At 59.2% G+C, this 13,694-nt stretch carries 8 protein-coding genes and 1 other RNA gene; 6 read left to right on the forward strand and 3 right to left on the reverse strand.

What is annotated here, in order from left to right; all coding sequences use genetic code 11:
- From smc to ALO43_RS06270, 4 genes are all read left to right on the forward strand, one after another.
- Positions 1 to 3,489, forward strand: coding sequence for a chromosome segregation protein SMC (smc, locus tag ALO43_RS06255; protein ID WP_054997253.1), 3,489 nt, complete (start codon positions 1 to 3; stop codon positions 3,487 to 3,489).
- Positions 3,490 to 3,739: 250 nt separating this feature from the next.
- On the forward strand, positions 3,740 to 4,600 hold the full coding sequence (gene zipA, locus ALO43_RS06260) for a cell division protein ZipA (protein WP_005890270.1): 861 nt from the start codon (positions 3,740 to 3,742) through the stop codon (positions 4,598 to 4,600).
- 125 nt (positions 4,601 to 4,725) lie between these two features.
- Complete coding sequence (ligA, locus tag ALO43_RS06265) at positions 4,726 to 7,089, forward strand: NAD-dependent DNA ligase LigA (RefSeq protein ID WP_054997254.1); 2,364 nt, start codon at positions 4,726 to 4,728, stop codon at positions 7,087 to 7,089.
- A 280-nt stretch (positions 7,090 to 7,369) separates the two neighbouring features.
- On the forward strand, positions 7,370 to 8,536 hold the full coding sequence (locus ALO43_RS06270; RefSeq protein ID WP_024689612.1) for a zinc-binding metallopeptidase family protein: 1,167 nt from the start codon (positions 7,370 to 7,372) through the stop codon (positions 8,534 to 8,536).
- A gap of 51 nt (positions 8,537 to 8,587) precedes the next feature.
- On the opposite strand, the gene ALO43_RS06275 is transcribed toward ALO43_RS06270, so the two are convergent.
- Positions 8,588 to 9,076 carry a GNAT family N-acetyltransferase gene (locus tag ALO43_RS06275; protein ID WP_024671111.1) on the reverse strand — a complete coding sequence of 163 codons (489 nt, stop codon included), beginning with the start codon at positions 9,074 to 9,076 and terminating at the stop codon, positions 8,588 to 8,590.
- Positions 9,077 to 9,303: 227 nt separating this feature from the next.
- On the opposite strand from ALO43_RS06275, the gene ffs reads away from it, so the two are divergent.
- Positions 9,304 to 9,400, forward strand: an RNA gene (gene ffs, locus ALO43_RS28380) — signal recognition particle sRNA small type.
- Positions 9,401 to 9,788: 388 nt separating this feature from the next.
- On the opposite strand, the gene ALO43_RS06280 is transcribed toward ffs, so the two are convergent.
- Positions 9,789 to 10,433 carry a lipopolysaccharide kinase InaA family protein gene (locus ALO43_RS06280; protein WP_053479631.1) on the reverse strand — a complete coding sequence of 215 codons (645 nt, stop codon included), beginning with the start codon at positions 10,431 to 10,433 and terminating at the stop codon, positions 9,789 to 9,791.
- 425 nt (positions 10,434 to 10,858) lie between these two features.
- Here ALO43_RS06280 and ALO43_RS06285 point away from each other — a divergent pair, with 425 nt between their 5' ends.
- Positions 10,859 to 11,983: a mechanosensitive ion channel family protein gene (locus ALO43_RS06285; RefSeq protein ID WP_024671110.1), complete on the forward strand. Its 1,125-nt coding sequence runs from the start codon at positions 10,859 to 10,861 to the stop codon at positions 11,981 to 11,983.
- 7 nt (positions 11,984 to 11,990) lie between these two features.
- Here the strand turns inward: ALO43_RS06285 and acpA are convergent, their stop codons facing one another.
- Positions 11,991 to 13,679: an acid phosphatase gene (gene acpA / locus ALO43_RS06290; RefSeq protein ID WP_054997255.1), complete on the reverse strand. Its 1,689-nt coding sequence runs from the start codon at positions 13,677 to 13,679 to the stop codon at positions 11,991 to 11,993.
- Positions 13,680 to 13,694: the final 15 nt, after the last annotated feature.

The following is a 13,694-nucleotide window of genomic DNA, read 5'->3' on the forward strand; positions in this document are numbered from 1 at the left end:
ATGCGCCTGAAGTGCATCAAGCTGGCGGGGTTCAAGTCTTTCGTCGACCCCACCACGGTGAACTTCCCCAGCAACATGGCGGCTGTTGTCGGCCCCAATGGTTGCGGCAAATCGAACATTATTGACGCCGTGCGCTGGGTTATGGGCGAAAGCTCGGCCAAGAACCTGCGCGGCGAGTCGATGACCGATGTCATCTTCAACGGATCCACCAGCCGCAAGCCGGTCAGCCAGGCGAGCATCGAACTGGTTTTCGACAACTCGGACGGCACACTGGTGGGCGAGTACGCCGCCTACGCGGAAATTTCGATCCGCCGCAAAGTGACGCGCGACAGCCAGAACAGCTATTACCTCAACGGCACCAAATGCCGTCGTCGTGACATTACCGATATCTTCCTTGGCACGGGCCTCGGGCCGCGCAGCTACTCGATCATCGAGCAGGGCATGATCTCCAAGCTGATCGAAGCCAAGCCCGAAGACCTGCGCAATTTCATTGAAGAAGCTGCCGGGATCTCCAAGTACAAGGAACGGCGTCGGGAAACCGAAAACCGCATTCGTCGTACGCACGAGAACCTTGCGCGTCTGACTGACCTTCGCGAAGAGCTGGAGCGCCAGCTGGAGCGTCTGCACCGGCAAGCGCAAGCCGCCGAGAAATATCAGGAATACAAGGCCGAAGAGCGGCAGTTGAAAGCGCAGCTCTCGGCGCTTCGCTGGCAGGCATTGAACGAGCAGGTCGGCCAGCGCGAGGCAGTAATCGGCAATCAGGAAGTCGGTTTCGAAGCCTTGGTGGCTGATCAGCGCAGCGCTGATGCGAGCATCGAGAGGCTGCGCGACGGGCACCATGACCTGTCCGAACGCTTTAATCTGGTGCAGGGGCGCTTCTATTCGGTCGGTGGTGATATCGCCCGCGTCGAGCAGAGCATTCAGCACGGCCAACAGCGGCTGCGACAGTTGCAGGACGACCTGCGCGAGGCTGAGCGTGCCCGGCAGGAAACCGAATCCCATCTGGGGCACGACACAACGTTGCTCGCCACCCTTGGCGAAGAGCTGGAAATGCTCGAGCCCGAGCAGGAAATGACCAGCGCCGCCGCCGAGGAGTCAGCCATCGCGCTGGAAGATGCCGAAGCCGCCATGCAAAACTGGCAAGAGCAATGGGACGTCTTCAACCAGCAGTCCGCCGAGCCGCAGCGCCAGGCGCAGGTTCAGCAATCGCGTATTCAGCAACTGGAACAGAGCATCGAGCGACTGGCGGAGCGTCAGCGACGTCTGTCCGAGGAGCGCCAGTTGCTCGCCGCTGACCCTGAAGACGCGGCCATTCTTCAATTGAGCGAAGACCTCGCCACCCGTGACCTGACCCTCGAAGAGCTGCACATGGGCGAAGAGCAGGCTGTCGAGCGTCTGGAGCAACTGCGCGAGGCCTTGCAGCACGCCAGCCAGGCGCAGCAGCAGGCGCAGGGTGAGTTGCAGCGGCTGAACGGCCGACTGGCTTCGCTGGAGGCCTTGCAGCAGGCAGCACTTGATCCCGACACCGGCACCGCGCAGTGGCTGCGTGATCAACAGCTGGCCGAACGTCCGCGACTGGCCGAGGGCCTGAGCGTCGAGGCTGGCTGGGAGTTGGCCGTAGAGACTGTACTGGGCGCCGATTTGCAGGCAGTGCTGGTCGATGACTTTGCCGGGCTCGACCTTGCAGGCTTCGAACAAGGTGATTTGCGCTTGCTGAGTGCCAGTGCCGACACCGTGCGTGTGCCGGGCAGTTTGCTCGAAAAAGTCGAAAGCACGGTCGATCTGTCGGCTTGGCTGGGGCAGGTTATCCCGGTCGAAGATCTGGACGAGGCGCTGTCCCGTCGGCCGCAGTTGAGCGCCGGACAAAGCCTCATCAGTCGCGACGGTTACTGGGTCGGGCGGCATTTTTTGCGGGTGCGGCGTGCCAGCGAAGCGCAGAGCGGCGTGCTGGCGCGAGGTCAGGAACTGCAGCAGCTTGGGCTGGAGCGTGACGAGCGCGAAGCGACGCTTGCAACGCTGGAGGAGCAGTTGCTGAGCCTGCGCGAACAGCAGTCGCAACAGGAAGAAGCACGTGAGCAACTGCGCCGCCGTCTGCAGGACGAAACCCGTCAACAGAGCGAACTCAAGGCGCAACTTTCTGCGGCCAGGGTAAAAGTCGAGCAGTTGACGCTGCGTCGCACGCGTCTGGACGAAGAGCTGGCCGAACTTGCCGGGCAGCGCACGCTGGAGCATGAGCAGCTTGGCGAGTCGCGCCTGCAATTGCAGGACGCGCTGGACGCCATGGCACAGGACACCGAGCAGCGCGAAGTGCTCCAGGCTCAGCGCGACTCACTGCGTGAGCGTCTGGACCGCATACGTCAGGACGCGCGGCAACATAAGGATCACAGCCACCAACTGGCAGTGCGTCTGGGTTCGATCAAGGCGCAATATGATTCGACGCGTCAGGCGCTGGAGCGCTTGCGCATGCAGTCCGAGAGGCTGACGGAAAAACGCGAGCAACTGAGCCTGAACCTGGAGGAGGGTGAGGCACCGCTCGAAGAGCTGCGCCTCAAACTCGAAGAGTTGCTGGAGCGACGCATGGTGGTCGATGACGAAATGCGCATCGCCAAGAACGCTCTGGAAGACGCCGACCGTGAATTGCGCGAAGCAGAGAAGCGCCGTACCCAGGCTGAGCAGCAGTCACAGTTGCTGCGCGGCCAGCTTGAGCAGCAGCGGTTGGAGTGGCAGTCACTGACCGTGCGCCGCACTGCGTTGCAGGACCAGTTGCATGAAGACGGCTACGATTTGCACGGTGTGCTTGCCACGCTGACCCCGGAGGCCAGCGAACAGGCCGCCGAGCAGCAACTGGAAAGCATCGCTGGACGTATTCAGAGGCTGGGCGCGATCAACCTCGCGGCCATCGACGAATATCAACAGCAATCCGAGCGCAAACGCTACCTGGATGCACAGGATGCCGATCTGGTGGAGGCGCTCGACACGCTGGAAAACGTCATTCGCAAGATCGACAAGGAAACCCGCAATCGCTTCAAGGATACCTTCGATCAGATAAATAGCGGAATTCAGGCACTTTTCCCGAAAGTTTTCGGTGGAGGCTCGGCTTATTTGGAACTGACGGGCGAAGATTTACTCGATACAGGGGTGACAATCATGGCGCGCCCACCCGGCAAGAAGAACAGCACCATTCATCTGCTGTCGGGTGGGGAGAAAGCCTTGACTGCACTGGCGCTGGTTTTTGCCATTTTCAAGCTCAACCCCGCGCCGTTCTGCATGCTGGACGAGGTTGATGCTCCGCTGGATGATGCCAACGTCGGCCGCTATGCGCGGTTGGTGAAAGAAATGTCACAAACGGTGCAGTTCATCTACATCACCCACAACAAGATCGCCATGGAAATGGCCGATCAACTGATGGGGGTGACGATGCATGAGCCCGGTTGTTCGCGGCTTGTGGCCGTTGATGTGGAAGAAGCGATGGCACTGGTGGATGCCTGAGCAACGCTTGCTCGATCGGCTAAACGGGTGTGAAAAGGCAAGAAAATGCAGCGGTTGTGCGCTAGATGGCACTTTGTGCAGTAAAGAGACGTAACGGACGGTGTAAAGTTACCTTTGGTCGTGCTAGTTTAGTGACCACTTTTTTATTTCAGCGTGGGCAAAATGCCAGTCAGAACATGGACTTGGCACCACGTATTAAAGGGGTTTAGGCCCTTATTTTCAGATTTCTTCATTAGAGGCACTGGATTACATGGAAATCGGTCTGCGCGAGTGGCTGATCGTCATCGGCATAATAGTCATTGCCGGTATTCTTTTTGATGGCTGGCGCCGTATGCGCGGCGGCAAAGGCAAACTGAAATTCAGGCTGGACCGAAGCTTCTCCAACCTTCCGGATGAAGAAGAGCCCGCGTCTGCAGAAGTGTTGGGGCCGCCTCGTGTGCTGGACACCCACAAAGAACCGCAGCTCGATGAGCATGACCTGCCGTCGATGAGCGCGAGTCCGCGTGACAACAAGCGCGGCGAAAAACGTAGCAACGAGAAAAAGCGCAAGGATGAGCCTCAGCAGGGCGACCTGAACCTGGACATCGACGGCCCGAGCCTGTTTACAGCGCGCGACGACGACTTCCCGGACGACAAGCCCGCCCAGCGCATCACCGAAGACAAGGACCTGCCACCGGTCGAAGAAGTACTGGTCATCAGCGTTATCTCCCGCAGCGAAGGCGGTTTCAAAGGCCCGGCGTTGCTGCAGAACATCCTTGAAAGCGGTCTGCGGTTCGGCGAGATGGACATTTTCCATCGCCACGAGAGCATGGCCGGCAACGGCGAAGTGCTGTTCTCGATGGCCAATGCTGTCAAGCCAGGCGTATTCGATCTGGACGATATCGACCATTTCAGCACCCGTGCAGTGAGCTTCTTCCTGGGTCTGCCTGGGCCACGTCATCCAAAGCAGGCGTTTGATGTCATGGTGGCTGCTGCTCGCAAACTGGCTCACGAGCTTGACGGCGAACTTAAAGACGACCAGCGCAGTGTGATGACCGCGCAGACCATAGAGCATTACCGCCAGCGTATCGTTGAATTCGAGCGCCGTGCGCTGACCCAGCGTCGCGGTTAAGCGTCAATGCACCAGCCCCTTGTCAGGAGCGCCCCGGCGCGCCTTGCGGGGGCCGGACTGGAACAGAACAGAACCAACGGATGAGCAGCCTCGGCTGCTTTTTTGCTTTTTGAGAGAACACCCGTATGAAGGCCGTCGAAACCCGAATCCTCGAACTGCGTGCAGAGCTGGATCAGCATAACTATCGCTATCACGTGCTGGACGAACCCAGCATCCCGAATGTCGAATACGACCGCCTGTTTCATGAACTCAAGGCCCTCGAGGCCGAAAACCCGCATCTGGTCACGCCGGACTCGCCCACTCAGCGGGTTGGCAGCGCAGCCTTGTCGGCTTTTACCCAGGTACGTCACGAAATGCCCATGCTCAGCCTGGGCAACGCGTTTGAAGAAAACGACCTGCGTGAGTTCGACCGCCGAGTGACCGAGGGCCTGGATTTGCCTGCCGGTGATCTGTTTGGCGAAGGCGGCAAGGTGCAGTACAGCTGCGAACCCAAGCTCGACGGCCTGGCAGTCAGCCTGCTGTACCGCGACGGAGCGCTGGTGCGCGGTGCAACGCGTGGCGATGGCACGACGGGCGAAGACATCAGCGTCAATGTGCGCACGGTGCGCAATATTCCGCTCAAGCTGCAAGGCAAGGGCTGGCCGGATGTACTGGAAGTGCGCGGTGAAGTGTTCATGTCCAAGGCCGGTTTCGAGCGGCTCAATGCCAGCCAGCTGGAAATGGGTGGCAAGACTTTCGCCAACCCGCGCAATGCCGCTGCCGGCAGCCTCCGTCAGCTCGACTCGAAGATCACCGCCAATCGTCCGCTGGAATTCTGCTGCTATGGCCTGGGCCAGACCTCGGCGGAAATCGCCGACACCCATATCGGCGTATTGAATGCGCTGAAGAAGTGGGGCATGCCGGTCAGCCGCGAGTTGAAACTGGCGGATGGCGTCGAGGAATGCCTGGCCTATTACCGCGACATCGGCGAGCGACGTCTGACGCTGAGCTACGAGATCGATGGCGTGGTGTTCAAGGTCAATAACCTGGCTGCGCAGCGCGAACTGGGTTTTCGGGCTCGTGAGCCACGTTGGGCCATTGCCCACAAATTCCCGGCCATGGAAGAGCTGACCGAACTGCTGGACGTCGAGTTTCAGGTGGGGCGCACCGGTGCTGTCACGCCCGTTGCACGTCTCAAGCCGGTCAAGGTTGCCGGGGTCATGGTCGCCAACGCAACGCTGCACAACATGGACGAGGTGGCGCGGCTGGGTTTGATGATTGGCGATACCGTGATCATTCGCCGAGCCGGTGACGTCATCCCGCAAGTGGTGCAGGTGGTTGCCGAGCGTCGTCCAGACACCGCTAGACCGGTCGAGGTGCCGCAGACCTGCCCTGTGTGTGGCTCGCATGTCGAGCGCACGCAGTTGATCAAGCGCAGCAAGGGCAAGGAAACCGTCTCTGAAGGGGCGGTATATCGCTGTGTTGGTCGTCTGGCCTGTGGCGCGCAACTCAAACAGGCAATCATTCATTACGTGTCGCGGCGTGCCATGGATATCGAGGGTCTGGGCGACAAGACCATCGAGCAACTGGTCGATGAAAAACTCATTGGTTCGCCTGCCGATCTGTACAAGCTTAAATACGAACAGATTATCGATCTTGAAGGTTTTGCCGAAATCTCCAGCAACAAGCTCCTCAAGGCAATCGCCGACAGCAGGCAGCCGACCCTTGCACGCTTCATCTATGCCTTGGGCATCCCGGATGTAGGCGAAGAGACGGCCAAGGTGTTGGCGCGTTCGCTGGCGTCGCTGGATCGTGTCAAACAGGCGCTGCCGGAAGTTCTGACCTACCTGCCGGATGTCGGCCTGGAGGTCGCTTACGAGATTCACAGCTTTTTCGAGGACGAGCACAATCGCAACGTAATTGATGCACTGTTGGGCGAATGCGGCCTGCAGCTTCAGGATCAGGGTGAGCTGGGGGCCGAATTTGCGGCCAGCACTACTCTGGAAGGGCTGATAGACAAGCTGCACATTCCATCGGTAGGGCCGGGCGCTGCGCTCAAGCTGGCCGAGAAGTTTGGCACGCTGGAAGCAATCATCGGCGCCGACTGGCTGGATATGCGTCAGGCGCTGCCCGAGAAGCAGGCCAAGTCGGTCCGCGACTTCTTTGATGACAGCGCAAACGCCGAGCGCGCCCGCGCCATCGAAGCCCAGCTCAAGGACTTTGGCATGCACTGGCGCAGCGAGAAGAAAACCGTCGAGGGCTTACCGTTGGCCGGCCAGACCTGGGTGCTGACCGGCTCCCTGGAGCGCATGAGTCGCGACGTCGCCAAGGAAAAACTCGAAAGCCTGGGTGCCAAGGTGTCCGGCTCGGTATCGGCGAAGACCCACACCGTGGTCGCGGGCCCCGGCGCTGGTTCGAAACTGACCAAAGCCAACGAACTGGGCCTGACCGTGCTGGACGAAGACGCACTGCTCAAGCGCCTGACCGAACTGGGCGTGGCGGTTGACTGACATCGCAGTCATGCCGCGCGTCTAGAGCAGACGCAGAGCCTCCGGAGCGGCATGCCTGCAGCTGTGTGTGGGCGCGGCAAGTGTTCAGGCGCGCGCTTTATCGTTCCTGTGCTCCAGCGTGGGAATGCCGTTCGTGACGCTCTGCGTCACATGCTTGATGCGCACCGTTCATGGCCCATGAACACGCCTTCAACCCTATCATCCATGCCGTTCGATAATATTTTTGAACCCCTGAAGCGTCAGCATGATCTAGTCCATGCAAGATCAACGGGAGATCGCCATGTATCGCTTTTTCGAACAACTCAGTTCACGCATTACCGCCCCATTTATCGGCGAATCCAAACGTAACAGCAAGGTCTGGCAATGCACGTGCGGCCAGTCGGTGTTTTTCCCCAATTCCCAATGCCTGGCGTGTTCGGCGGCGCTGGGTTATCTGCCTGAGCAGGGCCGCGTCGCGACGCTTGAAGCAGGGCCAGCGCCCACTGTCTGGCGCCTGAGTGACGAGCCCGGTGTCGGCCTGTACCGACGTTGCGCCAACCTCGACACGGCCGCAGCCTGTAACTGGCTGTTCCCGGAGCACAATGCTGGCGAGTTTTGTGTCGCTTGCAGCCTCAATCGCACGATCCCCGACCAATCCATCGCTGAAAACGGCGAGCGCTGGCGCAAGGTCGAGACCGCCAAGCGCCGTCTGGTCGCGCAACTGATTTCTCTGGGGCTGCAAGTCATCCCCAAGAGCATCGACGAAGAAGCCGGCCTGGCTTTCGATTTTGTCGGTGTGGATCTGGAAGGCAAGCTGCCGACGACTGGCCACGCCAATGGCTTGATCACCCTGAACATCGAAGAAGCCGACGATGCCCACCGCGAAGCAATGCGTGTGCAGATGCACGAACCCTATCGCACGTTGCTTGGCCACTTCCGCCATGAAGTCGGCCACTACTATTGGGACCGATTGATTGCCGACACCCGCTGGCAGGACGGCTACCGCAACCTTTTCGGCGACGAGCGCGCCAGCTATGCCGATGCGCTGGATCACCACTACAAGAATGGCGCCCCCGATAACTGGCAGGAAAGCTTCGTCAGTGCTTACGCCACGATGCATCCTTGGGAAGACTGGGCCGAAACCTGGGCTCACTATCTGCACATGATGGATGCGGTCGACACCGCGCTGGGTTTCGGCATGAGCGCTCGCGAGATGGAACTCGATTACCAGCCGTTCCCGCTGGATGTCCTTTACGACCCACAGCATCCGGGTGGGCCGGCGTTCCTGTCGTTCGTCAATGCCTGGATCGAGCTGGCGAGCATGCTCAACGAGCTGTCACGCAGCATGGGCCAGCCGGATTTCTATCCATTTGTGCTGCCGCCAGCAGTCATCGCCAAGCTGCACTTCATTCATCTGGTGATTCAGGATGCAGGCGGCAAGGCCGACGAGGTTCTGCTGGCCCAATAAGAGCTGCAGCGCCCGACACAGCCGGTGTCGGGCGCTTGTTCAGGCAGTCTCTCAGAGCTTCAGCGTCAGCCTGCGCTCAAAACCGATCCGGCCACGATACGCCTCACCGGTATCCACCCAGCCCTGGCCCGTATACAGCCCGATGGCGGCGCCATTGTCTGCGTCCACCGAGAGCATCAGTTGAGTGATGTCCGGCCATTTCAGGGCCAGCGCCGCAGGCAGTGCCTGCAGGCACAGCTTGCCCAAACCTTTGCCCTGTTCACGGCGGTCGATCTGCAACGCGTGCAGGGTCGCAGTCAGCTCTTGCTGAGCCCAATCCGGAAGGCAGTCGCCACGCTTGAGTAGAAAAAAGCCCACCGGCTGCTCGTCCGCCAGAAGCACAAAGCCACGAACGTTCGAGTTGGGGTTGACCAAAAGGGTATTGAGCGCGGTGTAGATGTCGCCGGAGAACTGTATCTGCTCCTGCGTGACCTCAAGCTGCTCCAGCTGTTGGCATTGGGTTGGGTTGAGATCTTCGTAGCCGACCAATCGAGTCTGCATGAGCAACCTGCTGGCTGATTATTGTTGAGGCGGGCAGGGTACATGATCAGCGCGGGGTGTTTCGAGGATTTGCTGCGCCTTCCGCGAAGGTGAATTCCGGCTCCGGCCCCCTGCACACAAGTGCTTGAGCCCTATCGAAATTTTTATCGGAGGCAACGGTTGTAAACTCGCGCCAGACCGGTACAATGGCGCGGCTCGCCAACTGGTGAGTGTCGTTATGGTGACCCCATCGGTCCCCCCGCAACGATTACCCGTGAACCTGGTCAGATCCGGAAGGAAGCAGCCACAGCGGGAACATTGTGTGCCGGGGTGTGGCTGGTGGGGGCACCACCTGTCTACAGATCCTTTTCCCGAAAAGGTCTGCTCGCAAAAACTCTTCTTGCTCAAAAACTTTTTTTGCCCAACCTTTCCGCACCGAATTCCGGTGAAGCTTTCGCGCATCAGCGGAAAAGTTCTGCGCGGCGACTCTCGCAAGCCCGCCAAGCGAGCTACTGTAACGTCTGCCTGTCCATGCCTATTAGTTCAGATGAAGTTTGCCTTCTGGAAAAATACGGCGGCGCTCCTTGCGCACGATGTTTTCATCGTTTGCACGGTGTATAGAACGCGTTGAAGCGGCTCACATCCAGAGTTTTCCTAGCAAGGGCGCAATAAACCAATGTGTCGTACTCGGCTTCGGTGATGAACTTATACAGGTTACGGCGATACAGAAACCCTATCTGAAAGGCGAGGGTTTCGGTGGGATAACGAGTGGCTCGACAAAGCAGTTTTCCATGTCGATCAGATTCATCGGCTCGACAGCCTTTTCGTTAAGCGTGATGTTAAATGCCGAAACGCCCATGTGATAGATGCTCTTTGCATTGCTCTTGCGTAACAGTTCAAGTGCCTGTTGCACAAACCAGTGTGCTCGCGTCGGGTTGCACTCCAGCCAAGCCTGTCCGTCGGTGTAGTCGTCCAGCAGTTCGGTCAGTAGAAGTGTTTCCTGCACCAGGCCCACGCCGCGCCGAATATAGCCAAAACCGACTATCGAGTGAGAGGGAATGCCGCGCTCGCTGGCTGCCAGCATGTTGTACAACTCTTCTACGGCCCAGTCGTAGCGGCCGCCCGCTGTCTGGCGCCCGAGCGTGACACGCCAGCGCGATTTCAGGCTGTCGAGCAACTGGGATTTGGCGAACAGTCGTGTGCTGCCAGCCAGCAACTGGCCGCTTATGCGCTTGCGAGATTTGCTTTTGGGCTGATCGAACCAGCGGACAATCGAATCAAGTAGTTCGGCAGAAGGTATTTCACTGAAATGAAAGGTGGCGTTGGCGATATGGCGAGTATGTAAAAAGCTGGAAAGCGCCGACGACACGGACAGCATGATCGAATCCATTCTGTGTTTAATAAAGCGACGCATTATTTCACTGAAAACAAGCTGTGCAATGACTTTTATGAGTGTTCAGACTTTGTTATTTATCTGGTTAGTTGGTGGGCAACAGTACTTGTATAAGCACCGTAGTGCGTTGGTCAGAAGGTACTGTCTACCCATCCGGCGTGAGTAAGCACGCAAGCAGTGCATGAGTTGGCAAGTTGCCGGGTGGCTGCACTGTTTTGGCGGGGCAATGGCAACACCTCGGTTCATTCCCCTCGTGATGTGATCAGAATCCGGCTGAACCCTCGACACCCTGCGTAACCTAACCTCCTACGCGTCGCTTGAAACCGTTTTACGGCAAGGGGCAATTCAGGTCGCTGCGGGTGTCACGGGCTTTCGGTCAGGCGTCTCGCAGCATTGGAGCCGGGGGCCGGATGGAACAGGACATCATCAGATTTTTCACAGACTCGCAATTTCTGGGCATTTCGCTCGCCAACTGGGTGCTGGCAGTTATTGCCTCGACTGTCAGCTTCGTGCTGGTCCGGGGTGTCATTGGTTTTGTGCTGAGAAAGATGCGCTCGCAACCCGCGGCGCCCAGCACGCATATGCGCTACATCGTCATCCAGGTATTGTCGGGCACCAGTAATACCTTGTTGTTGCTGGCGTCGATTCTGATCGGGGTAGGCATGCTTGATCTGCCCGAGCGCTGGCTAGGGCGGGTCAGCAGCCTGTGGTTCGTGGTCGCGGCCTTGCAGGTCGGGCTGTGGGCCAATAGGGCGATTGCGCTGGCGCTGCAGCGCTATTTCGTCCGCCACAACACAAACGGGACGTTTCAGGGCAGTGCTTTGGCGACCTTGAGTCTGTGGGGGGCGAAAGTGTTGCTGTGGGCCACGGTGGTCATGGCCATGCTGTCCAACGTCGGGGTCAATATCACGGCGTTCGTGGCCAGCCTAGGGGTTGGCGGCATCGCAGTAGCGCTGGCGGTACAGAACATTCTGGGCGATGTGTTTGCGTCGTTGTCCATCGCGGTGGACAAGCCGTTCGAGATCGGCGACTTCATCGTCGTGGGAGAACTGGCGGGTACGGTAGAGCATATCGGGCTGAAGACCACGCGCATTCGCAGTCTGGGCGGCGAGCAGATCGTGATGGCCAACGCGGACATGATCAGCAACACCATTCAGAACTACAAACGCTTGCAGGAGCGGCGCATTGTCTTCGAGTTCAGGCTGACATATGACTGCTCTGTCGACCAGATCCGCGAAGTGCCGAAGAAGGTCGAGGCGATCATCAATGCGCAGAAGCTGGCGCGCTTTGATCGTTCGCATTTCCGTGGCTTTGGCGAAACATCACTGGAGTTCGAGACCGTTTTTATCGTCCTCGACCCCAGTTACAACGTCTACATGGATGTGCAGCAGGCGATCAATCTCGACATCATGGAAGCCTTTGCCGAGCTGGATGTGCGCTTCGCGTTCCCGTCCCGCACGGTGTACGTGGCGTCCTTGCCACCTGTGAAGAGCGCGCGACCGACTGCGCTGGAGGCTGCCGACGCGAACGCGTGAGGCAGTGTCAGGCAGGGAAGTGCAGTGCGTTGGTCAGATCGCCCATGGGCGTCTGGCCGCGTGCAACCATCGCTTCATCGCGGCGTTTCAGGCCGTCGAGCTTTTCCAGGCCGTGGATGCGGGTAATCAGACGCAGGATGGAGGCGGTGTCATAAACCGTGTGATCCACCTTGCCTTTGCGCGCGAAGGGTGAAATGACCAGTGCCGGAACACGTGTGCCGGGGCCGAAGCGATCGCCTTTCGGTGGCGCTACGTGGTCCCACCAGCCGCCGTTCTCGTCGACCGTCACGACAATCACCATGTTGTCCCACTGCGGGCTTTCGCGCAGCACCTTGATCACCCGGTCGATGTGCCGATCGCCCGAGGCTACGTCTGCATAACCGGCGTGCATGTTCAGGTTGCCCTGTGGCTTGTAGAAGGTCACGGCAGGCAACTTGCCGGCTTCAGCATCGGCGAGGAAGCGGTTGGTGCTCGATTCGTCACCCAAGCCGCCGTCACGCAAGCGCTTCTTACGCTCTGTCGGGTTCTGTGGCCCTTGCTGCTTGAAGTAGTTGAACGGCTGGTGATGGTACTGAAAGTTGGGGATTTTCGGGATACCGGTGGAGTCCTTGAACTCATCGAGCGTCACTTGCCAGGCGCCGGCGTACCAGGCCCAGTCCACATTCCTTTTCGACAGCTTGTCACCGATGTGCTCGTGGCTTTGCGGGACCAGCACATTGGGCAGGTCCGGCTTGGAGTAATCGGGGTTCTGCGGATCGCGCAGCCAGGTCGGCCAGTAAGGCGGCGCCATTGTGTTGACCGCATAGTTATCTGGCGTGATTGCGCTGGGGCCGAACTGCGGTGGCCCCTCCATTGCGCTGGCCGGTGAATTGTCCAGCGGTTTCAGGCGTGTGTCATGGGGATTGAAGCTTTGCAGGGTGGCGATCTGCGTCTTGGCTGGAGACTCTGCGGCATTCGGGTAAATCGGTGCCGTGGCGGAAATCAGGTATTGATGGTTGAGAAACGAGCCGCCGAATGCGCCCTGGAAGAAGTTGTCGCACAGCACAAACTCCTTGGCGACGTCCCACAGGCGCAGGGAGTATTGAGTCTGCGCGTAGTTGCCCATGGTCAGGCCGCCGGCATCCGCCCAGGCGACGAAACGATCATTCCTGCCGTCGTTGATCTGCATCTGGTTCTGGTAGAAGACGTGCCAAAGATCGCGCGTCACCAGGCTCAATGGCAGGTCTTCAGCGTTCGGGCCTTTGAGCGGGAAGGGCGCGTTGGGCAGGTTTTCCTGAAACTGCACGCCAACCGGGTACGTCACGCCGTCGACGGTCTGCGGCCCTACCTGCAGAACGCCGCCCCAAGCGGGAGGCAGTTTGTCCAGCAGCTTGCCATCACGGTCGCGCTGCTGGTAATCGGCAGGTCTGACCGAGGAAAGAGGCTTTTGAACCCCCGGAAAATCCCCGAACAGGTTATTGAAACTGCGATTCTCGGCGTAGATCACTACCACGGTCTTGACGTTTTCACGCAGCGCACGGTCCAGTGCCGGGCCGGCCAGATGATGCCGTTCGTTGTCCGCAGCCAGCGGCGGTTTCTCATGGGCTGATACGTAACCGCTGAGCGTGACACCTGCGCCCAAGGCTGCCATCCCGCCGAGGAAACGACGGCGGCTGGGGTTTTCGTTGGTGTCTTCGTCGTCCGGTCTATCGCTCATCGCCCAATACTCGCG

Source organism: Pseudomonas tremae (genome assembly GCF_001401155.1).
GTDB classification, from domain to species: domain Bacteria; phylum Pseudomonadota; class Gammaproteobacteria; order Pseudomonadales; family Pseudomonadaceae; genus Aquipseudomonas; species Aquipseudomonas tremae.